A 23,115-nucleotide genomic window follows, 5' to 3' on the forward strand; every position below is an offset into this window, starting at 1 on the left:
CCGGGGCCCTCCGGGTCGGCGAGCATCGAGGCCCGCAGATGCGCGAGCACCCGGGTCAGGAGGCGCGAGACCTGCATCTGGGAAATGCCGAGGGCAGCGCCGATCTGGGCCTGGGTGAGCTCCTCGCCGAAGCGCATCGACAGCATGCGCCGCTCGCGGTCGCTGAGGCGTTCCAGCAGCGGTGCCAGGGTCTGGATGTCCTCGACGCGCTCCAGCGCCGGCTCCTCGGCCCCCATCGTCTCGGCGAGGCTGTGGCCCTCGGTCCGGCCGTCGGCCCGTTCGGAGCCCGGGGCGTCCAGGGAGCCGCTGGTGTGCCCGTTGGCGGCGACGAGGCCCTCGATGACCTCTTCCTCGGTGAGCGAGAGGTGCGCGGCGAGGTCGGCGACCGTCGGCGGGTGGTCGAGGAGGGCGGTCAGCTCCTCCTTCGCCTTGGCCAGGTCGATGCGCATTTCCTGGAGCCGGCGCGGTACGCGGACCGCCCAACTGGCGTCGCGGAAGTGCCGCTTGATCTCACCGGTGATGTACGGCATGGCCAGGGAGGCGAACTCCACCTCGCGGGCCGGGTCGAACCGGTCGATGGCCTTGATCAGGCCTATGGTGCCGACCTGGAGCAGGTCGTCGAGGTCACCTCCGTCGCCGCGGCCCCGGAAGGGGCGCATCGCGAACCGGACGAGCGAGATGTTCATCTCGATGAGGGTCTCGCGGACGTACCGGTACTCGGGGGTGCCCTCGTCGAGCTCGTGGAGCCGGCGGAAGAAGAGCCTCGTCAGTTCGCGCGCGTCCGCGGGGGCCACCTCGCGGGGCTCCGCGATCCGCGGCGGGAGCGCGGTGACGGCGGGCTCCGCGGCGGCGCGGCCGGGCGCCCGGCCGGCGGCGGGGGCCGGAACGGGGGCGGAGCCGGGGACGGGGGCGGGGACGGGGGCGGCGAGACGGCCGGCGCAGGGGCCGGGGCGGCGACCGGTGCGGGGAGCGGTCCGGGCACCGGGAAGGGACCCGGGCTGGGATCCGGGCACGGCTACGGGCCCGACCCCGGGAAGGGACTCGGTACGGGGACCGGGCAGGGACCCGGACAGGGGGCCGGGCAGGGACCCGGACAGGGGGCCGGACAGAGGGCCGGGCAGGGGGCCGGCGGTATGGGAGAACGGGGCGGGCATCGGCACGGGGTCGCTCCTTGGGCTGGTCGGCTTGCGGCGCATGACCTTGATGGGCGTACACCCTAGCCGGTTCCGGATCCGTTCCCCAGCTCCCTTCCGCCTAGATCAACCGGCCGGGACTCGGCCGCATTTGCGGCCGGGACCCGTTCCGGTCGCACATCGGCCGTCCGGCCTCAGCCCCCTCGGCCGTACGGTCAATTCCCTTCGGCCGCGGGCCCGGTGACGGTTGCCGGAACGGCTTCAGGAGCGGCTCCCGCAGGGTGGCCCGAGGTGGTGCGCAGTGCCCGGATCAGGGCCTCGACACCGGCCCGCGCCTTGGAGCGCGGGCAGCCCACGTTGAGCCGCACGAAGCCCGCGCCTTCGGGCCCGTAGGCGGTTCCGGGCATGATCGCCACCTTCTCGGTATGAATCAGCTCACGTTGGAGCACCTCGTCGGGAACTCCGAGGGGCCGGAGATCGATCCAGGCGAGGTAGCCGGCCTTGGGCGGCTGCCAGTCCAGCTCGGGGAAGGACCGCGCGAGACGCTCCCGCACCATGTCCAGGTTGCCCGCGACGTAGGTGTTGAGCGCGTCGAGCCACGGCCCGCCCTCGCGGTAGGCGGCGATGTGTCCGGTGACGGAGAGGACCGCCGGGGAGGACAGCCCGTCGGCGTCCTTGAGGAGGGTGAGGTAGCGCCCGCAGGACTCCGCGTCGCCGAAGATCCCGTAACTCCCCGTCAGTGCGGGGATGTTGAAGGACTTCGAAGCGGAGGTCACAATGGCCCAGCGGCCGCCGGGGCGGCCGTGCAGCGCCCACGGGCGGTGCCGGTACGGGGCGTGCGCGAGATCGGAGTGGATCTCGTCGCTGATCACCGCGACCCCGTGCCGCTCGCACAGCCCGGCCATCCGCTCCAGCTCGGCCCCGCTCCACACGTGCCCGGTGGGATTGTGCGGGGAGCACAGCAGCAGCACGCTGGTGTCGGGGCGGGCCAACTCCCGCTCCAGGGCGTCCCAGTCGTGGAGCGGGACCCCGCGCGCCTCACGGCCGCGGGCCGCGAGCAGGCGCAGGAAGGCGTCGTAGGCCGGGGTGTGGACCACGACCCCGTCACCGGGCGAGGACCAGAGGTCCAGGATCCGGCCGAGCTGGTAGAGGACGGCGGGGGCGTAGGCGATGCGGTCCGCGTCGACGGGGGTGTCGTAGCGGGTGGCGTACCAGTGCCGGACCGCGGAGAGGAATTCCTCGTGGCGCCAGCGGGAGTAGCCGAGGACCCCGTGCTCCAGGCGGCCGCGCAGGGCGGCGAGCACCTCGGGGGCGGTCTCGAAATCCATGTCGGAGATGGTGAAGGGGAGCAGTCCGGGCACCCCGAAGCGGTCCTCGACGTAGTCCCACTGCGTGCACCAGGTGCCGTGCCGGTCGACCGGCGCGTCGAAGTCGTAGCGCGTGTCCACGGGTCAGCCGACCGGGGTGAGCTTGGCGAGGGCGTCCTTCACGGACTGCACCTGGGGGCCGATGATGACCTGCACGCTGTGCTCGTCGAGCCGGACCACGGCGATGGCTCCGAGCTTCTTCAGCCGGGCGTCGTCCAGCAGGGCGGCGTCGCCGACGGTCATCCGCAGGCGGGTGATGCAGTTGTCGAGGGCGTGGATGTTGGCCGGGCCGCCGAGGGCTTCGAGGATGGCGACCGGGTCGTACTTGCCGGCGACGAGCTCGGCCCTGGGGGCTCGGTCGTCGGGCGCGCCGGCGGCCGCCCCGGTGTCCGCGGCCTCCGGACCGGAGGGCTCGTCGTCGCGGCCGGGGGTCTTCAGGTCGAACTTGGTGATCGCCCAGCGGAAGAGGAAGTAGTACACGGCGAACCAGATCGCGGCGATCACCGGGACCAGGTACCACTTGGTGGTCGTGCCCTGGAGGACTCCGAAGACCAGCAGGTCGATGACGTTGCCGTCGGTGTTGCCGATGTACACGCCGAGCACGGCGGAGACCAGGAAGCCGAGGCCGACCAGGACCGCGTGGATCAGGTACAGCCACGGGGCGATGAAGAGGAAGAGGAATTCGAGCGGCTCGGTGACCCCGCCGACCACGCAGGCGACGACGCCGGAGACGAGCAGCGCCTTGATCTCCGGGCGCATGGTGCGCTTGGCGCAGTGGTACATGGCGAGCGCGGCGCCGGGCAGGCCGCCGAGGTACGCGGCCATCTTGCCCTGGGACAGGAACTGGGTCGCGGTGTGCGCGGCGCCCGAGGGGGTGGGGCAGGAGAGCTGGGCGTAGAAGAGGTTCAGGGCGCCGCTGACGTTCTCCCCGCAGACCACGCCGGCGCCGCCGGCATCGGTGAAGCGGAACAGGGCGACGAGGATGTGGTGCAGGCCGATGGGGCGCAGCAGCACCTCGCCCATGCCGAAGAAGAAGGGGCCGAAGACTCCGGCGTGCGCGATGCCCGTGCCGACGGAGGCGATCCAGCCGCCGAGGGTGGGCCAGACGAGCGGGACGAGGAGTCCGACGATGCTCATGGCCAGGGCGGAGACGATGGGGACGAAGCGCAGGCCGCCGAAGAAGGCGAGCGCGTCGGGCATCCGCTTGGTGCGGTAGCGCTTGTGCAGCAGGGCCACGATGACGCCGACGGCGACCGCGCCGAGCAGTCCGGTGTCGATGGACTTCACGCCGAGCACGTCGGCGATGCCGTAGTGCGCGATCTCGCCCTTGTCCTCGAAGTCCACGCCGCGCGTGGTGAGGAAGAAGTTGACGGCGAGGTTCATGGAGGCGAAGCCGACGAATCCGGAGAAGGCGGCGACCCCCTTGTCCTCGCGCGCCAGGCCGAGCGGAATCGCCATCGCGAAGAGGACCGGGAGGAACTTGAAGGCCACCAGTCCGGTGTTGGACATCCAGGTGAAGGCCAGCTGGAGGGGTTCGTTGTCCAGGAAGGAGAGGTTCTGCAGGACGGCCGGGCTGGAGAGCGAGGAGCCGACACCGAGCATGATGCCGCAGAAGGCCAGGAGCGCCACGGGCAGCATGAAGGTCTTGCCCAGGCCCTGGAGGAATTCCCAGAGCGCTGCCTTCGTCTTCTTCATGGTGGATCTTTCGTCCGTACTCGGAAGGGTCGCGGGTAAAGGGGTCGTACATAAAGATTCCGTTCTGTGAACGGACGGCGCTAAGAGGAGAAGGACCCCAATCCACAAGGCCCGATTCCTCCCCCGCGGCCCTCTTGTGCGGAGCTGGTGAACGCAGCACCCTGAGCGGACGACTCAGGGGGGTCTGCCTTCATGATCAAGCGATCGCGTTTATTGCGGCGGTACGGAGCCGCCCTCGCACTCGCCTCGGCGCTCGCGCTCGGGGTGGACACCGGGGCCTCGGCCGCCGGCCCGCCGGAGGGGGTGGTCCTGTACGCCGGAGCTCCCGGAGCCGTCGGCGACAGCTATCTCGTCCTGCTGGATCCGGCGCGCGCGGGTTCCCGTACGGACCGGGGCCGGGCCGTGGTCGAACGGTTCGGCGGCACGGTCGGCCGGACGTACGACTCGGCGGTCAACGGCTTCTCCGTCCGGATGACCGAGCGCCAGGCCCGGCGGCTCGCGGCCGATCCGGCCGTGACCACGGTCGCGCAGAACCGGAAGCTGCGCCTCGACACCACCCAGCCGACGCCTCCGTCCTGGGGCCTGGACCGGATGGACCAGCGCAGGCGGCCCCTGAACAACGCCTACACGTACGCCTCTTCGGCCGGTACGGGCGTGACCGCGTACGTCATCGACACCGGGGTCAACATCAGCCACAAGGACTTCGGCGGGCGGGCCCGGTACGGGTACGACGCGATCGACGACGATGCCGTCGCCGAGGACCTGCACGGGCACGGCACGCACGTGGCGGGAACGGTCGCGGGCACCACCTTCGGGGTGGCCAAGCGCGCCAAGGTGGTGGCCGTCCGGGTCCTCGACGCGAGCGGGTCGGGCACGACCGAGCAGGTGGTCGCCGGCATCGACTGGGTGACCCGCCACGCGGTGAAGCCGGCCGTGGCGAACATGAGCCTGGGCGGTGACCCGGACAGCGTCCTGGACGCGGCCGTGCGGGGTTCCATCGCCTCCGGGATCACCTACACGGTGGCCGCGGGCAACCAGGACATGGACGCCTCGGGGCATTCGCCGGCCCGGGTCTCCCAGGCGATCACGGTCGGGGCGCTGAGCGCCCGCGACGCCCGCTCCACCTACTCCAACTACGGTTCGCTGGTGGACCTGTTCGCCCCCGGGGACAACATCACCTCGGCGGTGTCCTGGGGCGACGAGTGGAGCACCCAGATGTCGGGGACCTCGATGGCCTCCCCGCACGTCGCGGGCGCGGCGGCGATCTACCTGTCCCTCAACCGCACCGCCACCCCGGCCCAGGTGGCGACCTACCTGAAGTCCAAGGCCACCACCGGGGCCGTGCTCGACCGCGGGTCCGGCTCCCCGGACCGCGCCCTGTACATGGGCAGCGTGGCGAACCGGGTGGTCACCAAACGCGTCTCCAACACCAAGGACTACGCGGTCGGGGACCTGAAGACCATCAGGTCCCCGATCACGGTCAGCGGGGTCGCGGGCAGCGCCCCCTCCAAGCTGGACGTGGAGGTGTCCGTCAAGCACCCGGACTCCGGGACCCTGCGGATCGAACTGATCGCGCCCGACGGGACGGTGTACCCGATCAAGGACGAGTACACCGACTGGGGCGAGAGCGACCTCGTCGGGCTCTACACGGTCAACGCCTCCTCGGAGACGGCGAACGGGGTGTGGCGGCTGCGCGTGTTCGACGCCTTCGCCGGGAACACCGGGTACCTGGACTGGTGGGCGCTGCGGTTCTGAGCGGCACGGCTCCAAGAAGCAGGGCGGCGCGCTCCGGGGTCAACGGCCCCGGAGCGCGCCCGCGTTCACGTCGGCGGGATCAGCTGCCCGGGACGGTGTCCACGAAGGCCGTTCCCGCGGTCCGGTAGCCGCCGACCTTGGCCGCGACCTGGGCCGGGGTGAGGACCTGGTCCTTGACGTGCAGGACGTAGTCCACCTTCTGGTCGTAGGCGCGCGGGGTCGAGCCCGGCTGCCCGTTGAGGTCGATCAGCCACTGGTTGAAGTTGATCGACATGCCGCGCTCGGGGAGGTACTTGGCGTCGTGCGTGCCGAAGAGCTGCCCGTCGACGTAGTAGGTGATGGCGTTGTTGTCGATGGTGAGCACCAGGTCGTGCCAGCCCGCGTAGCTCGTCCGGGACTCGGTGTGCTGGTTGACGGCCACCCACGGGTCGGCCTGGTACGTCTCCCAGGACGTGGTGTAGAGGATGTTCGAGGGCTCGCCCCAGCCGCCGTTGGGGAGGTACTCGAAGTCGTACTCCGAGTAGTCGTCGGCCAACGGGGCCTTGAGGTCGTTGATGGGGAAGAAGGTCTGTACGAGGTGGTCCCCGTCCGGGCCGTACTTCGGGGCGTCGGAGAACTTGACCCGCGCCGCGTAGGTGCCGTTCTTGAACTTCATCGTCTTGGTGAGGATCTCGGTGTGCTTGGTGCTCTCGCCGGTGCCGGCCGTCGAGGTCTCCAGGTTCATGATCGTGTTGCCGCCCTCGGCCGCGAAGGTGACGTTCGAAGGCGCCCAGGTGGCGCCCGGGACCCCGGGGCCGCCCGCGTTGGAGCGCACGCTCCAGCCGTGGGCCCCTATGGCCGGGTCCGAGGAGGAGGTGTAGGTGAAATCGTCGAAGAGGGTGGCTCCGGCCGGTCCCGGGTCGGTCGGGGTCGGCGTGGGGTTGGTCGGCGTCGGGGTCGGGTCCGTCGGGGTCGGCGTCGGGTCGGGGACGTTGCCTCCGGGCGCGGTGCCCCAGACGGTGCCGGTGCCCAGCTTGGCGGTCACCTTGTCCCAGTCGGCGTAGGCCGTGCGGGACCCGTCGAAGGAGTAGTCGTCGGACTGGCGCAGCGTCTGCCAGTCGGCGCGGTGGAAGCGCAGTTGCATGTCACCGGTGTCGGCGCCCGGGGCGAGGCTGCCGGCGCCGCCGGTGAAGGTGATCTCCAGATAGCGGTCGGCGGTGGCCGTGGGGGTGGCCAGGGTGCCGAAGGTGCCGGTGATGTTGGCGCAGCCCTTGACCGCCCAGGAACAGGCGTACCGGTACTGGGTGCTGGGGCTGTCCGCCTTGAAGTAGTAGCGGAAGGAGACCTGGTTCAGGGAGACGGTGCCGGAGCCGTTGTTGACCACCTTGAACCAGGGCTCCGCCTGGTCGGCGGTGGCACCGGTCGCGCTGGTGCGGTACTGGACCTTGACGGAGTCGGCGGCGGCGGTCGCGGGCAGGGCGCCGAGGGCGGCCGAGCCGAGACCGGCGGTCAGGGCGAGGGCCAGGGCTACGGCCGTACGGCGCTTGCGGACGGGGGCACGGTCAGGGGTGTGGCCGGGGGCGTGGGTCGGGGTGCGCATGCTGCGTTCCTCTCGGGGTGGGGGGAGGGAAGGGATCGGCCGCGCACGCCGAGGGCGGCGAGCCGGGTCTGGTGGTGGCCTTGGCGCCGGAGGAAGTCCGGCCAGTCGCGGTGCGCCGACCAGGCCGTGTCGGCCAGGGCGCACAGCCGGGGGAAGGCCAGGTATTCGAGCTCCGCAGGGGTGCGCGCGTACTCGGTCCACAGCTGCGCCTGGGTGCCGAGGACGCGGCGCGCGGCCGCGGGCTCCCAGTGCGCGGGGGCGGGGTCGTTGTCGTAGACGCCGCGCAGGTCGAGCACGCCGCCGTCCTGGCCGCGCGGTTCGCCGGGGTCGGCGGACTGCGGGTAGTCGAGGTAGGTGGAGCGGTAGGGGGTCATGATCACGTCGTGGCCGCGCAGGGCGGCGGCCCGCCCGTGCTCCGCGTCGAGCCAGGCCAGGGCCGTGAAGGAGGCGGGCAGCTCGGTGCCGGTGCCGGTCCAGCCGAGCGGGCGGCGGCCGAGCCCGGCCAGGTGCTTCGCGGCCTCGCCGAGGAACCAGCCGTGGAGGGCGCCCGGGCCGGCCAGCCCCTCGGCGGCGATCCGGGCGCGGGCGGCCGGGGAGCTTTCCCATTCCGCGCGGGGGCATTCGTCGCCGCCGAGGTGCACGTAAGGCCCGGGGAACACGTCCGTGACCTCGTCCAGCACGCCCCGGCAGAAGTCGAGCACGGCGTCGTGGACCCCGAAGACGTTCTCGCAGACGCCCCAGCGGGTCCACGTGTCCAGCCGGACCCCGGGCCGGTTGCCGAGTTCGGGGTAGGCGGCGAGGGCGGCGCGGGCGTGGCCGGGCATCTCGATCTCGGGTACGACGCTGACCCCGCGCCGGGCCGCGTAGGCGACGAGCCCGGTCAGTTCCGCGCGGGTGTAGGCGCCCTCGTGCGGGATCCCGTCGCCCGCGGTCTCGGCGCGGCGGCCGCCGACCTCGGTGAGCCGGGGGTAGGCCGGGACCGGCATCCGCCAGCCCTGGTCGTCGGTGAGGTGGAGGTGCAGGACGTTGAGCTTGTGCAGCGCGAGCAGGTCCACGAAGCGGCGTACGTAGGCCACGGGCTGGAAGTGCCGGGCCACGTCCAGCAGGGCCCCGCGCCAGGCGAACCGCGGCCGGTCGGTGATCCGTACGCAGGGCAGTGACCAGCCGGCGGCGGGCGTACGGGGCTGCGCGCCCCCGGCGGCCAGCGCCTCGGGCGGCAGCAGCTGGCGCAGGGTCTGCACCCCGTGGAGCAGGCCCTCGGGGCGGGCGGCGCGCAGCAGTACGGAGTCGGGGCCGACGGTGAGGGCGTACCCCTCGGCGCCGAGGGGCTCCTCACCGGGGCCCGCGGGGGCCGTGTCCTGCGGGGTCAGGAGGAAGGCGATCCGCCCGTCGGGGTCCGGTGCCAGCGGCAACCCTGTTGCGGGGGTGAGCAGTTCGCGCAGCAGACCGGCCGCCGCCTCGGCGCCGGGACCGGCACGCAGTCCGGTGCGGTGGTCCAGGACGAAGCGGCCGGGCAGGACGGTCACCACGTCGGGGCGCGGGACGAGCGCGAGGTCGGGGCGGCGGGGCGGGGCGGCGGTCACGGTCTCGGGATTCCTCACCTGGCTGTTCCGTCAACTCATCCGAACGGGCCTGGAGTTGACCAACTGACCAATTGGTTAGCTGAGTGGCTAGAAGGTGACACGACCCGCGTGCGCCGTCAACCCCGCACGGGCCGAAGAATTTCGACGGACTCCTCGCGCCCCCCTCCCCCGAGTGGTTAGATGCACATGACCAGTTGGACAGGTGAGCAGAGAGAAATGGGGGCGGGCCATGACGAAGGACGCAACCGACTCGTCAGGATCCGTACTCAAGCGAGAACGGGTCCGCGAACACCTGCTGGGACTCATCGACATCCGGCGGCCCGGCGACGCGATCCCCTCCGAACGCACCCTGTGCGCCACCCTGGAGGTCTCCCGCCCCACCCTGCGCGCGGCGGTGGACGAGCTCGTGGCCACGGGGCTGCTCGTACGCGAGCACGGGCGCGGGATGTTCGTCGCGCCCGCCAAGATCACCCAGGAACTGGCCGCCGACGAGGCGGCCTTCGCGATGCGGCAGGCCGCCGGCCACTGGTCCAGCCGGATCCTGGAGCACTCCACCGTCCAGGCGGGCGCCCGCATCGGCCGCCGCCTGCGCATCTCCCCCGGTGCGAGCCTGCTCTACATAGCCCGGCTGCGGCTCGTGGACGGGGCCCCGATGGCCATCGAGCACCTGCACATCCCGGCCGATCTGGTGCCGGCCCTGACCCCGGCGGAGCTGGAGGCCGGGGACCTGTACGAGCATCTGCGCGACCACCACGGCGTGTACGTCCACGAGGCGCAGCAGTCCATCGAGCCGACGGTGGTGAACGAGGCGGAGGCGGGCCTGCTGGACGTTCCGCTGCTCTCCCCCGCCCTGCTCATCGAACGGCTCACCACCGACTCCACCGGCCGGCCCGTGGAGTACGTGCACTCCGTGTACCGGGGCGACCGCTACCGGATCGTCTCGCGCCTGGCCCTCGGGGTGTCCCCGGGCTCCGGGCGGCCGGGCGGCCACCACCCGGGGATCCCGCCGGGCGACCTCGGCCGCCGGGCGGTCATCACCTCCACCACCACCGGGGACGTCCACACGAGCACGTGACGGGCCGGCGTGCGTCCGTGCGTCGGCTGCGGACCGTGCGTCCGTGGATCAGCTGCGGACCGTGCGTCCGTGCGTCAGTTGCGGACGAAGACCGCCTTGAGGCCGTGGGCCTTGTCCATCGTGACGTTGACCTGGTTCGCGGTGATCGCGTAGCGCTGCCCGTCCAGTTCCCACGCGGCGATCCGGTACCCGCGCGGCGGGGTGGCGGTCACCTTGATCGAGGTCCCCGCCCGGTACGGGCCCCAGGTGTCGGGGCGCAGTCCCTCGCCCAGGGTCAGGGCGTGGCGCTGGCGGAGCTGCGCCGGGGCGCGGTACCCGGCGATGAGCGGGGTGGTGATCCGGGCGACGGCCGCGTTGTTGTTGTAGGCGTCGCCGAGCGGCTGGCCGTCCCAGGTGTTCTCGGTGTTCGAGTACTGGTTGACGGCCGTGCAGGGCCCGCCACAGGCCGAGGAGTAGGCCATCAGCGTGTGGTACCGGCGGTCGGGCGTGACGTAGCCGGTGCTGTACGGGGTGGTGAGGTAGGGGCGGTAGTCGGCGCCCCCGGCCTGCTCGTCCAGGGTGGCGCGGTCGTGCCACAGCCCCAGGTTGTGGCCCACGTGGCCGAAGTTGTACCAGAGCGCCACGGTCCGGTAGTCGACGACCGAGTACGCCTGGTCGTCGGTCTTCTCGCTCGGCGGCTGCGGGAGGTTGCCCTGCCCGCTGCTCGTCCCGTCCGGGACCTCGATCATCAGGGAGACCAGGTCGGCGCCGTACTTCTCGCGCAGCGCCGCGGCCGGGGCGCCCAGCCGGGGTTCCCTCGGGTTGGAGATCAGGCCGTGGACGACCGGCGCGGTCTCCTGGTCCGCCGGGGCGTAGTAGTTGGCCTTGTAGGTGGCCACGATGTCCACGCTCGCCTTGATGTTGCTGTCGGCGAAGGCGTGGTTGATGCTCGTCTCGGCGAAGGCGATCCGTGCGAGCATCGCCTCCTCGCCCCCCATGCCCCACTCGGCGCGCGGGGTGTAGCCGACGACCATGTCGATGACCACCGGCTCCGCGGACGCGGCGCGGGTCATCAGCTGCCTGCGTGCCTCGGCGATGACCGCGGGGTCCGGGTTCTCGTACTGCGGGTCCGCGTCGTCCTGCGGGGGCTTGACGTGGAGGTCGGGGTCCTCCTCGGTGATCAGCAGCCGGCCCGGTTCGTTGCGGGGCTGCGCGACGCGGTACGCCGTCTCCCCCAGGTCGATCAGGGCGTCCACCCCGACGGTGTCCGGCCTGGCCCCGGGGTCGCAGACTCCGGTGGTCGACAGCACGACCCGGCGGTGCACTCCGGGCGCGACCGGGTGGCCGTCGACCCTGACGACCTCGCCGCTCCACTGGACGGCGCCTCCCGCCGGGTCCCGTTCCAGGCCCGACTCCACGACCTCGACGGAGGTGTCGGGGAACGGCCTGAAGGTGTGCCTGCGGGGGTGCCGAAGGGCTGGTCCGTGCACAGCCAGCGGTAGTCGGCCAGGTCGAGGTCGATGGTGCGGCTGCGCAGGACGTGGCCGGGCGGCGAGGGCTCGGCGGTCGGGTGCGCCGGCGCGCCGGCCAGGGCGGGCGGCAGGCCGAGCGCGGTGGCGGAGAGGGCGGCGAGCAGCCCGGTGGCCAGGCCGAGACGAGAGATGATCATGAGCGTACGAAGGCACGTCCCCACCGGCCCGGTCCACGCCGACACCCGCTCCCCCGGCCGCGTCACCCGGCCACGCCGCCCCCGCTCACCCTGACGGGCCCGGTGCGGCAGGGCCGGCCACCCGTTGCTTCACCCGTCGCCTTGACCGTGGCGTCGCCCGCTACATCGCCCGTTACGTCACCCGGAAGCCGATGGCGGCCGGGGACCGGTCGAAGGTCAGCCGGTCCCAGGTGGGGAAGGCGAGATCGGTGACGGCGAGCAGTCGGCCGGAGGCGTCGTGCAGGGTGCGGCGTACGGTGAGACCGCCGGGCTGGGCCGCGGCCTGGGGCGAGTTGGTCCGGGTCATGGTGATGGTCTCGGCGACCCGGCCGGCCCGCGCGGCCCCCTCCAGCCAGTGGTGCAGGGGACCCAGGTCCTCGTCCCGGACGCCCGCCACCAGGCGGTCCCGGTAGCGGGCCAGCTCGGGGGTCCGGACGACGGTGCGGGGACTGAGGTACGTCACCGCGTGCCGCCGGGTCTGCCCCGTCGGGCCGCTTTCGCGGTGGTGGTGGACCAGGGTCTGCTCCCCGCCCCGCATGCCGAGCTGGTCGGCGAGCGCCGGAGCCAGGGTGACGAGGGTGAGCCACGCCTGGGCCTGTCCCCCGGCGGGAGCCTGTGCGGGCGGGGCCGCCGGCACGGGGGCGGCCTGCGCCGCCGGGGCGGGGCCCGGGGCCGCCGCGCCCGCCGGGAACGCCACCGCGGGCGCCGCGGCGGGCCACTGCTCCGCCCCCGGGAACGCCGGCCGGGTGCCCCGCCGACCGGTGACGACGAGGCCGTCCTCCCTCAGGTGCTGGAGGGCGGCCCGGATCGTCTGCCGGTTGACCTCGTAGCGGGCGGCGAGCCTGCGCTCGGAGGGAAGGCGGGCGCCGGGGGTGAGTGCGGTGAGGTCGATCTCGCGCCGCAACGCTGCGGCGATCCGCTGGTACTTGGGCATGGCGGCCGGGCCGCCGCCCCGCGAAGGGGAGGGCATGGCTTCTCCTCTGACGGGAGGTCAAGGACTGCGCGGTCTGCTCGACCAACGTAGCATTGGTCTATACCTGTCAGTGAGAGGGGATCCGGTAATCGGACCCTCTTTGGCCGGAACCGCACGCTCCCTCAGGACCGCAGCGGGTTGGGAAGCGGCAGGTAGCGGGAGTCCGCACCGTCGGCACGGGTCCAGCGCAGCAGCAGGTTGGTCTTGGCCGGGAGGGTGGGGGCGGCCAGCAGGGCGGCGACCTCGGGCAGGTCGTGCGCCTCGCCGGAGCGCCGGAACTCCGCGCGGGCGGCGGGCCACAGGTCCCCGGCCGCCTCCGGATGGCTCTGCGCGAGCGCGCCCGCCACCTCGGTCAGGTGGTTGACCACCAGGCAGTAGACGAGGCGCTGCCAGGCGGCGTCCCGGTCCAGGTCCGGGAGGAGCTTCACGCCCTCGGCGTCCCGGAAGAGGGCCTGCGCGGGCACGCCCCGGGCGTCGACGGCGACCAGGGTGTTCTGCAGGTGCGCCTCCAGGACCACACCGTGCCGGGCGAAGAGGTGCAGCACGGGCGGCACCACCTGGCGCAGGTACGCCCGCCACCACCCGGCCGGGTCGGCCGTTCCCGCCAGCGGGCTGCCCGGGTACCCCTCCGCCAGCGCGGCCGCCAGCAAGGGGGTCAGCCCGGGCTCCGCGTGCGCCGCCAGGCCGTCGCGGACGAGTACGGCGAGCTCCTCGAAGGCGAAGGCGGCCGTCCGGTACCCCCGGTCGGGCAGCCAGGCCGCGACCGACCCGGCCCGGCGCAGTTCCGCGAAGCCCGCCTCGACCGCGGCGTCCGTGCGGCGCAGTTTCAGCAGGTCGTGCCGCCACAGCCGGCGCACGTCGTTGGTGATCCGCACGTCGAGGCTGAACTTCACGAACAGATCGCGGGCCGCGCCGCCACCGGTACCGCTCACGGCCCCAGTGCCGGTCACGGCCCCGGCCCCGACCCCTGCCACGGACCCGGTCACGGACCCGCTCCCGCTCCCGCTCCCGGTCCCGCCCGGAACGTAGAGGGTCCGGATCGAGGCGGTCGGCCAGACCGGCACCCGCCCGGTCCCCAGCGACAGCAGCCTCCCGTCCGCGAGGGCCTCGTGGACGGGGGGCCTGCCCGCGACCAGGTCGAGCTGCCAGGGGTGGGCGGGCAGCAGCCGGTAGCCGGCCGGCGGGCGCGGCCCGCCCAGCGCCTGCGCCAGCGAGTCGATCGCGTCGGCCGCCGCCGGGCCGCCCTCCTCCACCACCTGGTCCTCGCGCACGCCCAGGAAGGCCAGCGGGAAGCGGGCGTACGCCTCGGGGGCGTACGGCAGCCAGCCGTTGGGCGGCCCGCCCCCGCGGGCCTTGGGGGCGGGGTGGTGGGGATGACCCATGACCAGCGCCTGTTCCGACCGGACGTACGGGTCCGCCGGCGGCGGTGTGACCGCCCGGGCGGCCAGCAGCGCGGCGATGGTCGCGCGGCTGTCGGCGATCTCGACCGGGAGTTCGCCGTTCGACACCCCGGTGTACCGGCGCAGTTCGTCGGAGACGAGTTTGACCAGCTCGGTATGGGTCAGCGGATGCCAGCCGGACCCGGTGCCCAACTCGGGCCGCTCGGGCCTGCGCCCGGAACGCACCCGCAGCAACCGCCCGCTGCCCGACAGCCGGTACGCGCACCAGCCGTCCTCCCCGGAACCCGCTGCCCCGGCGGACCCGGTGAGCGAGACCGGTTCGGCGGCCTCCCGCAGGAGACAGTTCAGGAGCGGGGCGGCCGCGTAGGTGTCGGCGGCGGCGTTGTCGGTGGGGTTGAGGTCCACGGATTCCATTCGGTCCAGCCGGAGCGCCGGAGGTGCGCGGGGCGTACCACCAGCCGTGATCTTCAGTATCCGCGATGATGAAGTGATCATCACGTCACCCGAGAGGACCGGGGCCCTGGATCCCAGCATGCACCTCCCCGCCCCCACGGCCGAAGAGGCCGTGGCCGCCGAGCTGGCCGGGACGGCCGAAACGGCCCCCACCGCCCCCACCCAACCGCCCGGCCCGCCCGGCCCCGCCGGCCCCACCCAACCGCTCGGCCGGCCCGGCCCCGCCGGCCTGCCCGGCGCACGCCCCGGCCTCGGGGCGGCCTACGCCGCCGCGCTCCCCGGCGCGCGCGCCGCCGTGCTCACCCGGCTCTGGCGGGCCTTCGCCTTCGAGCCGCTGCCGTGGATCACCCACCGGGAGCGGGGCTCGGGCGGGCTCGTGCTCCGGCTCGCCTCGGGCTCCCGGCTGGAGGGCCCCCTCCCCGACCCGTACGCGACCACCTTCTCCGCGGTCCGCGCGAGCGCGCCCCCCGTGACCGAGCTGCTGCTCGACGGGCGCCCCTACCGGCGGGCCGCACCGCTCGTGGCCGCGCTCGGGCTGCCGTACGGGGAGGAGTTCGCCGCCGAACTCGACGAGAGCACGGCCTCCCTCGCCCTGTCCCGCGCCGGCCAGCCGGCCGGCCCCGGGACCGGTGACATCCGGGGGCTCGCCGCCTGGGAGTGGGAGCAGCGGGTGGTGGACGGCCATCCGTACCACCCCAACTGCCGCTCCCGCCCCGGTTTCACGGTGGCCGAGCAGCTCGCCTACGCACCCGAGCACCGGCCGGTGGTCACCCTCGGGCTGGCCGTCGTACGGGCCGGCGAGTGCCGGGTGACCGGGGAGTGGCCGGACCTGTGGCGGGAGGCCGGGCGGATCCTCGTACCGGTCCACCCCTGGCAGGCCGCGCACGTGGTGAAACAGGGAGAGCCGGAAGGGATCGGACACGACGACGGGCCTGGACAGGGAAACGGGCCCGGGCACGGGAACCGACTCGGGAACGGACACGGACACGGGCACGGGCTCGGGCACGGGCTCGGGCACGGACACGAGCTGCGGCCCGGGCCCGCCGCGCACCCGTTGATGGCACTGCGCACCCTCTCTCCCGCCGAAGGCGGTCCGCACGTCAAAACCGCCCTCAGCACCCGCCTCACCTCCTCCGTGCGGGACATCTCCGTCTACTCCATCGAGACGGCCGCCGCGGTCTCCGCCTTCGCCCAGAGCCTGTCCGAACGGCTCGACGGCCGCCTGCACATCACCCGCACCCTGGGCGCCGTCACCGCCGGCAGCCCCGACCTGGCCGCCGTGCTCCGCGAGCCGCCCGAGGCATACGCGGACCGGGGCGCGGGCGAGCGCGTCCTGCCGGTGGCCGCGCTGGCGCTGACCCCGTACGCGCGCTCCGACGCCTGGCGGGCGGGTTTCGCCCGCCTCGCACTGTCGGTGTGCCTGCGGGCCCTGGACCTCGGAGTGGCCCTGGAGGCGCACGGCCAGAACCTCCTGGTCGTCCTGTCCGCCGACGGCGCCCCGCTGCGGCTCGTGTACCGCGACCTCGCCGACATCCGGATCAGCCCGGCCCGCCTGGCCCGCCACGGCCTGTCGGCGCCACCGCTGTCGGGGCGGCTGATCACCGACGACGTGACCCTGCTGCGCCGCAAGCTCTTCGGGTCGCTGGTGGCGGGTGCGCTCGGTTCCACGGCCGGTTCGGCCGCCGCGCTGGCGGCGGACCTGGCGGCGGCCGAGCCCGGCCTCCCGTCCACCGCCGACACCCAGGCGCTGCTGACGGAGCCGCTGCCGACCAAGGCCCTGACGCTGATGCGGCTGAGCCCGGGGGTACCGGGCGACCAGTGGGCCGAGCTGGACAATCCGCTGACCGGGGGCTAGGCCGGGCACGGGCGGGCTACTGTCCGGGGGCATGGGATCGACTTCGCACCTGAACTCCGTCCGGTCGTCCTACGACGCCGTCGCCGCCGACTACGCCGCGCTGCTCACCGGGGAGCTGGCGGGAAAACCGCTGGACCGGGCCATGCTGGCAGCCTTCGCGGAGTACGTGCGCGGGGACGGGCCCGGCTCCGGCCGGGCGGTCGCGGACCTGGGCTGCGGCCCGGGCCGGGTGACCGCGCACCTGGACGGCCTGGGGGTACGGGCCTTCGGCGTCGACCTGTCGCCCGCGATGGTGGCCGTGGCCCGCCGGACGTATCCGGGGCTGCGGTTCGAGGTCGGTTCGATGGCCGCGCTGGACATCGCGGACGGGGTCCTCGGCGGGGTGCTCGCCTGGTACTCCACCGTCCACACGCCCCCGGCCGGGCTCCCGGCGCTGTTCGCCGAGTTCGCCCGGGTGCTGGTGCCCGGCGGGTACCTGCTGATCGCGTTCAAGGCCGGCGACCGGCAGCTCCGGCTGGAGCACGCGTACGGACATCCGGTCGACCTCGACGTGTACTGGACCCCGCCCGAGCTGATCAGCGAGCTGCTGGCGGGGGCGGGCCTGACCGAGACGGCCCGCCTGGTCCGGGAACCGGACGCCACGGAGAAGTCCCCGCAGGGCTTCCTGCTGGCCCGGCGGGCGGACTGACCGCGGGCGGAGCCGCCCCCCGGCCCGCTCCGGCCCGCTCCCGCCCGCTCCCGCCCGCTCCCGCCCGCCCGGGCGTGGGCCGTTCGGGGGGCAACCCGGCGCCGGTGGGCCCGCCTTCGCCCCGAACGGGCCGGGCGGTGGCAGGAAGGAGGGATGACCCTCCACCGCCGCCAGGTCCTCGCGGGAGCCGCCACGGGCGTCCTCGCCTCGATCGGCGCGACGGCCCGCGCGACAGCCCGTACGGCGCCCCGCCGCGCGGACCCGGACTACGCGGCGCTGGCCCGCTCCCTCGACGGCCGGGTGGTGACACCGGGCGACCGGGACTACGACGAGGCCCGGCAGCTCTTCCAGCCCCGCTACGACGCGGTCCGGCCGGGCGCGGTGGCCTACCCCGCGCACCCGGGGGACGTGGCCGCCTGTCTGGACTTCGCCCGGCGCTCGGCCGTCCCCGTGGTACCGCGCGGCGGCGGCCACGGCTACGCGGGCTGGTCCACCCGCGAGGCCGGACTCGTCATCGACACGGGCGCCATGGCGGAGGTGGCCGTGGAACCGGGGTCCGGGACCGGTGTCCGGATCGGCGCCGGCGCCCGGCTCGGGGAGGTGAACGCCGTCCTCGCCGCGCGGGGCCTGGCCGTCCCCACGGGGCTGTGTCCCTCCGTCGGCATCGCGGGTCTCACCCTCGGCGGCGGCCTGGGCCTGTCCTCCCGCTCCTGGGGCGCCACCTGCGACCGGCTCACCGGGATGACCGTCGTGACCCCCGACGGGACGGTCCGCGAGGTCGGGGCGGACCGCGAGCCCGGCCTGTTCTGGGCCCTGCGCGGCGGCGGTGGCGGCAACTTCGGGGTGGTCACCGGATTCCGCTTCCGCACGCACCCGGTCTCCGACTGCGCCTTCGCGGAACTGCGCTGGTCCGCCGACGGTTCCCCCGCCGTCCTGCGCGGCTGGCAGCACTGGCTCCGGGCACTGCCCGATCCGTTCTGGAGCCAGGTGGAGTTCACCGTCGACGGCGGCCCGGTCGGCGCCCCGGCCGTGCGGGTGCTCTGCCTGGACGGCGGGCGCGCCGAGCTGGAACGGCAGCTGACCCGGCTGTCCGACCTCGTGGGCGGCCCGCCCCGGGACAGCTGGACCGTCGTGCGCGGCTACGGGGACACCGTCCGGGCGATGGCCGGATGCGCGGACCGGAGCCCCGCCGAGTGCCGGCTGCCCGGCAGCCTGCCGGGCCACGATCCCCACGGGCGGCTCGGCCGCGTCTCCTACGCCGCCCGGTCCGATTTCTGGGCCCCGGACGGGCTGACCGAGGCGGCCGCGTCCGCCGTCCTGGCCGCCCTGCGGCGCTACGCCGGGAGCGTGCCGCGCGGCGGGGTCGGCGTGGTGCAGTTCGACGGGGTCTGCGGCGGCGCCCTCAACCGGACCCCGGAGCGGGCCACCGCCTTCGCGCACCGCTCGGCCGGGTTCCTCGCCCAGTACCTCGTCTACTGGCCCGGCGCGGCTCCCGCCGCCGACGCAGTCCGGCACCAGGGCTGGCTCGACGGGCTCTGGCAGGACCTGCGGCCCTGGGCCGGCGGAGCCGCGTACCAGAACTACGCCGATCCGAAGCTGACCGGCTGGCGCGAGGCCTACTACGGGCCGAACCTGGCCCGCCTCGAAGAGGTCCGGCGCCGCTACGACCCGGACCGGCTGCTGCACTTCCCCCAAGCCGTGTAGCCCTCTCGCTCCCTCGCCCTCCCTCCCATCCCCGAAGAAGGAGACGGACATGCGACGTACGTTGACGGTGGCGGCGGCCACGGCCGCCCTGCTGCTGCCCGGCGGCCCCCTGCCCGAGGCCGAGGCGGGCACCGCCCCGGCCCAGGCCCCGGCCCCGGCTCCCGCCGCCGACCGGTGGTCGGCCCGGGAGGCGGAGACGTTCTGGACTCCGGACCGGATGGCGTCCGCGGTCCCGATCAGCCGGGGCGGCGCCCCGGCCGCGGTGGACGGCACCGGCCGGGACTTCGACGGCATCCCGGTCGTCGGCCGGATGTTCGTCATGAAGGGCGGCGGCGCGTACTTCTGCACCGCGAGCGTGGTCGCCTCCCCCGGCCGGGATCTGGTGCTCAGCGCGGCGCACTGCCTGCTCGGGACGGACGCCCGGCAGGTGGCTTTCGTACCGCAGTACACGGCCCGGAATCCTCAGCCGTACGGGATGTTCCCGGTCCTGCGGGACGCGGCGGGCCGCTCCAAGGTGTGGATCGACCCGCGCTACCGGCAGCTCGGCGCGGACAAGGGCGCCGCCCTCGACGTGGCCTTCGCCCAGGTCGGCCCGGACGCCGACGGCTTCCCCGTGGAGGACGTGGTGGGCGGGAACCGCCTGGTCACCGGCGCCGCGTACGCGCACAAGAAGGTCTCGCTGATCGGCTATCCGGCCTCCGCCGCCCGGCCGCGGCTGTGCGTGAACCGGACGACGAAGTTCACCAGCACCGATCCGGGGATCCCCGGATCGTTCCTGCGGATCGACTGCACGGGGTATCCGGGCGGCACCAGCGGCGGCCCGTTCCTGACCGCCTTCGACGAGCGGACCGAGACCGGCGACGTGGTCGGCGTGATCGGCGGCTGGAAGACGGGCGGGGACACCCCCGACACCTCCTACAGCTCCTACTTCGGCGCCGACATCAGGAAGTTGTACGAGAAGGCTCTTGCCGGGGCGCGGGTGGCGTGAGCACCCGCACCCAGCGGGTGCGGCGCGGGTTGCCCACCGTGCGCGGGGTCGCCGGCAGCCCCTCCGCGGTCAGCGCCTCGGCGGGCGCGAGGCCGAGCTGGCGGCGCAGGTCCGCGAGGGCGGCGTGCACGGGCCCGAGGATGACCTCGGCCCGCGGATGGGCGTACGCGAGGGCGTGCGCGGCCGTCTCGATGGCCTCGGCGGCGTCCTCGGCGGCGCCCCGGCTCCACCCGCCGGGGGCGGTGTGCCCCCAGGGCCCGAGCGCGTCGTAGAGGTGGCAGGCGGCATCGGCCACGGCGTCGGCCTGTTCACCGACGCCGGGCGCCGCGATCGTCGGGAGCTCCATACCCGCTCAACGAGCGGAGCCCGCCCGGGGAACGAAGGCCGCCGCGGTCACATGGACACCGCCTGCAGCCAGAGCGGCAGCAGCAGGAGGGAGACCACCGAACTCTTGATCACGACGGCGGCCGAGAGGTCCACGCCCACGTCGTAGCGCTGGGCGAAGATGAACAGGTTCTGGGGCGTCGGCATCGCGGCGATCAGCACGAGGTACGTGAGCCACTCGCCCCGGACCCCGAACAGGGCCCCGCACACCGCCCACGCCAGCAGCGGGAAGGCCAGGCACTTGAAGCCGATGAGCGCCAGCTCCTCGGCCGTGGTGCCCCGGACGTCGAGGCCAATGCCGCCGAGGTGGAGCCCGAGGGCGAAGAGGGCCACCGGTGAGGCGCTGTCGCCGACGAAGGCGGCCCCGTCGAGGACCACCGCCGGGACGCGCACGGAGAGCAGGTTGAGCAGGATCCCCGCGTTGCAGGCCAGCACCAGCGGGGTGACGAGCGAGGCGCTGACGGCGCGGCCGAGGCGCCGGGCGGGACCGCCGCCCGAGCCGGGTCCGGTGCGGCCCAGTTCCATGATGGCGATGACGACGAGCGACAGCACGCAGACCTGGAAGAGCAGCACGGGGAAGATCGGCGCCGCCGTGCCGAAGAAGGTGATGAACACGGGGACGGCGAAGTAGGCGGTGTTGACCTGGACTCCGGCCATCACGCGCAGCGCCACGTCCCGGGGGTCGCGCAGTCCGGCTGCCGCCGAGGCGGCGGCGACGGCCGCGACGGCGAGGGCGGCGGCCGCGGCGTAGCCGCCGATGGCCCGCCAGTCGAAGAGGGCGGCGAGGTCCGCGGCGTAGATGTTGCCGAACAGGTAGCAGGGGACCGCGAAGAGGAAGGCATAGTCGGCGAAGGCCTTGGAGGCCTCCGCGGGGACCACCTTGCGGCGCGCGAGGAACACCCCGGCGCCGAAGGCCAGCGCCACCGGGATCAGTTTCTCCAGCGCGGCCGCCCCGCCCATGCGTACGTGCTCCCCGCTGTTCGATGATCCTCCACGCCGGGCGCAGTCTATGCCGGGCCGCCTCGGCGGGTTCGGTGGGTTCGGCTGGCCCGGCGGCCTCGGCTGGCCCGGCGGGCTTGACCCTGACGTGCGGGTCAGGGTTTAGCGTCGCCGCACCCAACCGCCGCCGCCGCGGGGGCGGCCGCCCCCGCCGCTGCCGGCCGCGCCCTGCCGAGGAGCCCCGATGTCCACGGACCTGCCCCGTACCGCACGCGAGATCCGGCTCGCATCCCGCCCCGAAGGACTGCCCGGGCGGGCGCACTTCACCGTCGCCGAGGCAGCGCTGCCGGAGCCCGGCCCCGGGCAAGTGCTCGTCCGCAACCGCCACTTCCTGGTGTTCCCCGGGCTGATCACCCTGATGGGCGGCGCGATCGAGGGGCTGCCGCTGCCCTCGCTGCACGCCGGTGACACGCTGTTCGGTCCGGCCGTCGGCGAGGTGGTGGCCGCCCCCGCGGGCAGCCCGCTGCGGCCGGGCACGCTCGTCTCGCACCTGCTCGGCTGGCGGGAGTACGCCCTGGTGGACGCCGCCGCCTGCACCCCGCTGGACGACACCCTGCCCGACCCGGTGGCGTACCTGGCCCAGGGCTCGGCCCCGTACGGCGCGCTGACCCGGCTCGCCGGGATCCGGCCCGGGGACACCGTCCTGGTCACCGGTGCGGCCGGCGCGGTAGGGACCCTCGCCGGCCAGACGGCACGACTGCTGGGCGCGGGCCGGGTGATCGGCACCACCGGCTCCCCGGAGAAGGCCGAACGGCTGGTGGCGGAGCTGGGCTACGACGCGGCGCTGCTCCGCGGTGGCGGGCGGCCCTTCGCCGAGCAGCTCGCCGGGGCGGCGCCCGGGGGGATCGACGTACTCGTGGACACGGTGGGCGGTGAGCAGCTGGCCGCGGCCCTCGGCGCCGCCCGGCAGGGTGCCCGCTTCGCGCTGGTCGGCGCGCTCTCGGGCCAGTTGGCGCCGGGGCGGGCCGGGGGCGGGGGCGGGGTGGGCCCCCCGGTGGAGTTCGACTCGTTCCGCCTGGTCGTCCGGGGCGTCTCGGTGCGCGGGTACCTCGGTACGGAGCATCCCGGCGTGGAGGACGAGTGGACCGGCCGCTTCGGGGCCTGGCTGCGCTCCGGGGAGATCAGCTTCCCGCACGTACGGATCCCGGGCATCGAACGCGCTCCCCAGGCGTTGGCGGAGTTGACGACGGGACGCCACTTCGGCGCCGTGGTGGTGGAATTGCCGGGGTAGTCCGGGCGGGGAACACGAGGGGGTCGGCACGGGATGCGGATCGGTGACGCGGCTGCGGCGGCGGGGACCACGCCGAGGGCGCTGCGGTTCTACGAGCAGCGCGGACTGCTCGCCCCACAGGGCCGCAGCCCCTCCGGCCAGCGGGAGTACGGCCCCGGGGACGTGGCCAGGATCCGGATCGTCCGCGACCTGCTCGCCCACGGGTTCACCGTCGAGGACCTGCGCGGGGTGGCCGACCGCCTCCACCTGCTGGCGGCGGACCCACCGCCGGCCTGTGGCTCCGGCGGCGGGGTCGTCGGCCACCGGCTCTCCGTGCTCGACGCGGAGATCGAGCGCCTCACCCGCTTGCGCGAGGCCCTGGCCCGCCGCGCGGGCCTACCCGCATCCGTCACCCCTCCCGCGCCGCTGCCGGAACAGACCCCGGCGACCGTCCCGGCACCGGTGCCGGGGCCGGGTCCGGTGCCGGGTCCGGTGCCGGGTCCGGTGCCGGGTCCGGTGACGGGTCCGGTGCCGGGTCCGGTGCCGGGTCCGGTGCCGGGTCCGGTGCCGGGTCCGGTGCCGGGTCC

General features: G+C 74.2%; 16 protein-coding genes and 2 pseudogenes. 8 read left to right on the forward strand and 10 right to left on the reverse strand.

The features are described 5' to 3' along the window. Positions 1 to 17 precede the first annotated feature (17 nt). The 3 genes and pseudogenes from ACIQV3_RS36570 to malX form a co-directional block, all read right to left on the reverse strand. A pseudogene (locus ACIQV3_RS36570) lies at positions 18 to 848 on the reverse strand (SigB/SigF/SigG family RNA polymerase sigma factor); the annotation flags it as partial. A 500-nt stretch (positions 849 to 1,348) separates the two neighbouring features. After that, complete coding sequence (locus tag ACIQV3_RS36575; protein ID WP_403720481.1) at positions 1,349 to 2,581, reverse strand: MalY/PatB family protein; 1,233 nt, start codon at positions 2,579 to 2,581, stop codon at positions 1,349 to 1,351. Between the two features lie 3 nt (positions 2,582 to 2,584). Beyond that, positions 2,585 to 4,195: a maltose/glucose-specific PTS transporter subunit IIBC gene (gene malX, locus ACIQV3_RS36580; RefSeq protein WP_403720484.1), complete on the reverse strand. Its 1,611-nt coding sequence runs from the start codon at positions 4,193 to 4,195 to the stop codon at positions 2,585 to 2,587. A 192-nt stretch (positions 4,196 to 4,387) separates the two neighbouring features. Between malX and ACIQV3_RS36585 the strand changes: the two genes are divergently transcribed. After that, positions 4,388 to 5,950, forward strand: a complete 1,563-nt coding sequence (locus tag ACIQV3_RS36585; RefSeq protein WP_403720487.1) for a S8 family peptidase — start codon at positions 4,388 to 4,390, stop codon at positions 5,948 to 5,950. A 79-nt stretch (positions 5,951 to 6,029) separates the two neighbouring features. Here the strand turns inward: ACIQV3_RS36585 and ACIQV3_RS36590 are convergent, their stop codons facing one another. Then, positions 6,030 to 7,529 (reverse strand): cellulose binding domain-containing protein, encoded by a 1,500-nt coding sequence (locus ACIQV3_RS36590; RefSeq protein WP_403720490.1) that lies wholly within the window; start codon positions 7,527 to 7,529, stop codon positions 6,030 to 6,032. Then, entirely contained in the window at positions 7,457 to 9,112 is a 1,656-nt protein-coding gene (locus tag ACIQV3_RS36595; RefSeq protein WP_403720492.1) for a beta-N-acetylhexosaminidase, read from the reverse strand. Before ACIQV3_RS36595 ends, ACIQV3_RS36590 begins: the two co-directional genes overlap by 73 nt. Before the next feature lie 229 nt (positions 9,113 to 9,341). Here ACIQV3_RS36595 and ACIQV3_RS36600 point away from each other — a divergent pair, with 229 nt between their 5' ends. Further along, on the forward strand, positions 9,342 to 10,187 hold the full coding sequence (locus ACIQV3_RS36600) for a GntR family transcriptional regulator (protein ID WP_403720494.1): 846 nt from the start codon (positions 9,342 to 9,344) through the stop codon (positions 10,185 to 10,187). A gap of 74 nt (positions 10,188 to 10,261) precedes the next feature. Here the strand turns inward: ACIQV3_RS36600 and ACIQV3_RS36605 are convergent, their stop codons facing one another. The 3 genes from ACIQV3_RS36605 to ACIQV3_RS36615 all read right to left on the reverse strand — a co-directional run bounded on the left by ACIQV3_RS36605 (position 10,262) and on the right by ACIQV3_RS36615 (position 14,661). Further along, on the reverse strand, positions 10,262 to 11,656 hold the full coding sequence (locus ACIQV3_RS36605) for a M12 family metallo-peptidase (RefSeq protein ID WP_403720496.1): 1,395 nt from the start codon (positions 11,654 to 11,656) through the stop codon (positions 10,262 to 10,264). 351 nt (positions 11,657 to 12,007) lie between these two features. Then, positions 12,008 to 12,844: a GntR family transcriptional regulator gene (locus ACIQV3_RS36610; RefSeq protein ID WP_403720498.1), complete on the reverse strand. Its 837-nt coding sequence runs from the start codon at positions 12,842 to 12,844 to the stop codon at positions 12,008 to 12,010. A 125-nt stretch (positions 12,845 to 12,969) separates the two neighbouring features. Beyond that, positions 12,970 to 14,661, reverse strand: coding sequence for an IucA/IucC family protein (locus ACIQV3_RS36615; RefSeq protein WP_403720501.1), 1,692 nt, complete (start codon positions 14,659 to 14,661; stop codon positions 12,970 to 12,972). Positions 14,662 to 14,779: 118 nt separating this feature from the next. On the opposite strand from ACIQV3_RS36615, the gene ACIQV3_RS36620 reads away from it, so the two are divergent. From ACIQV3_RS36620 to ACIQV3_RS36635, 4 genes are all read left to right on the forward strand, one after another. Beyond that, entirely contained in the window at positions 14,780 to 16,555 is a 1,776-nt protein-coding gene (locus tag ACIQV3_RS36620) for an IucA/IucC family protein (RefSeq protein WP_403720505.1), read from the forward strand. Positions 16,556 to 16,586: 31 nt separating this feature from the next. Next, complete coding sequence (locus ACIQV3_RS36625) at positions 16,587 to 17,243, forward strand: class I SAM-dependent methyltransferase (protein WP_403720510.1); 657 nt, start codon at positions 16,587 to 16,589, stop codon at positions 17,241 to 17,243. Positions 17,244 to 17,396: 153 nt separating this feature from the next. After that, positions 17,397 to 18,947 (forward strand): FAD-binding oxidoreductase, encoded by a 1,551-nt coding sequence (locus ACIQV3_RS36630; protein ID WP_403720514.1) that lies wholly within the window; start codon positions 17,397 to 17,399, stop codon positions 18,945 to 18,947. A 49-nt stretch (positions 18,948 to 18,996) separates the two neighbouring features. Further along, entirely contained in the window at positions 18,997 to 19,935 is a 939-nt protein-coding gene (locus ACIQV3_RS36635) for a trypsin-like peptidase domain-containing protein (RefSeq protein WP_403720516.1), read from the forward strand. Here the strand turns inward: ACIQV3_RS36635 and ACIQV3_RS36640 are convergent. Next, entirely contained in the window at positions 19,889 to 20,281 is a 393-nt protein-coding gene (locus ACIQV3_RS36640; RefSeq protein WP_403720518.1) for a hypothetical protein, read from the reverse strand. The two genes, ACIQV3_RS36635 and ACIQV3_RS36640, sit on opposite strands and share 47 nt — an antisense overlap. Before the next feature lie 47 nt (positions 20,282 to 20,328). Next, complete coding sequence (locus ACIQV3_RS36645) at positions 20,329 to 21,279, reverse strand: AEC family transporter (protein WP_403720521.1); 951 nt, start codon at positions 21,277 to 21,279, stop codon at positions 20,329 to 20,331. A gap of 223 nt (positions 21,280 to 21,502) precedes the next feature. On the opposite strand from ACIQV3_RS36645, the gene ACIQV3_RS36650 reads away from it, so the two are divergent. After that, positions 21,503 to 22,549 (forward strand): MDR family NADP-dependent oxidoreductase, encoded by a 1,047-nt coding sequence (locus tag ACIQV3_RS36650; protein ID WP_403720526.1) that lies wholly within the window; start codon positions 21,503 to 21,505, stop codon positions 22,547 to 22,549. Positions 22,550 to 22,582: 33 nt separating this feature from the next. Further along, positions 22,583 to 22,774: pseudogene (locus ACIQV3_RS36655) on the forward strand (MerR family transcriptional regulator); the annotation flags it as partial. Between the last annotated feature and the right edge of the window lie 341 nt (positions 22,775 to 23,115).

Source organism: Streptomyces sp. NPDC099050, assembly GCF_044759865.1.
GTDB lineage: Bacteria > Actinomycetota > Actinomycetes > Streptomycetales > Streptomycetaceae > Streptomyces.

Excerpts from the sequence above, each read along its gene's own strand:
- ACIQV3_RS36635 (WP_403720516.1), top strand. The coding sequence starts at position 18,997 with ATGCGACGTACGTTGACGGTGGCGGCGGCCACGGCCGCCCTGCTGCTG.
- ACIQV3_RS36585 (WP_403720487.1), top strand. The coding sequence starts at position 4,388 with ATGATCAAGCGATCGCGTTTATTGCGGCGGTACGGAGCCGCCCTCGCA.
- malX (WP_403720484.1), bottom strand. The coding sequence starts at position 4,195 with ATGAAGAAGACGAAGGCAGCGCTCTGGGAATTCCTCCAGGGCCTGGGC.
- ACIQV3_RS36600 (WP_403720494.1), top strand. The coding sequence starts at position 9,342 with ATGACGAAGGACGCAACCGACTCGTCAGGATCCGTACTCAAGCGAGAA.
- ACIQV3_RS36615 (WP_403720501.1), bottom strand. The coding sequence starts at position 14,661 with ATGGAATCCGTGGACCTCAACCCCACCGACAACGCCGCCGCCGACACC.
- ACIQV3_RS36650 (WP_403720526.1), top strand. The coding sequence starts at position 21,503 with ATGTCCACGGACCTGCCCCGTACCGCACGCGAGATCCGGCTCGCATCC.
- ACIQV3_RS36590 (WP_403720490.1), bottom strand. The coding sequence starts at position 7,529 with ATGCGCACCCCGACCCACGCCCCCGGCCACACCCCTGACCGTGCCCCC.
- ACIQV3_RS36640 (WP_403720518.1), bottom strand. The coding sequence starts at position 20,281 with ATGGAGCTCCCGACGATCGCGGCGCCCGGCGTCGGTGAACAGGCCGAC.
- ACIQV3_RS36610 (WP_403720498.1), bottom strand. The coding sequence starts at position 12,844 with ATGCCCTCCCCTTCGCGGGGCGGCGGCCCGGCCGCCATGCCCAAGTAC.
- ACIQV3_RS36645 (WP_403720521.1), bottom strand. The coding sequence starts at position 21,279 with ATGGGCGGGGCGGCCGCGCTGGAGAAACTGATCCCGGTGGCGCTGGCC.
- ACIQV3_RS36625 (WP_403720510.1), top strand. The coding sequence starts at position 16,587 with ATGGGATCGACTTCGCACCTGAACTCCGTCCGGTCGTCCTACGACGCC.
- ACIQV3_RS36630 (WP_403720514.1), top strand. The coding sequence starts at position 17,397 with ATGACCCTCCACCGCCGCCAGGTCCTCGCGGGAGCCGCCACGGGCGTC.
- ACIQV3_RS36620 (WP_403720505.1), top strand. The coding sequence starts at position 14,780 with ATGCACCTCCCCGCCCCCACGGCCGAAGAGGCCGTGGCCGCCGAGCTG.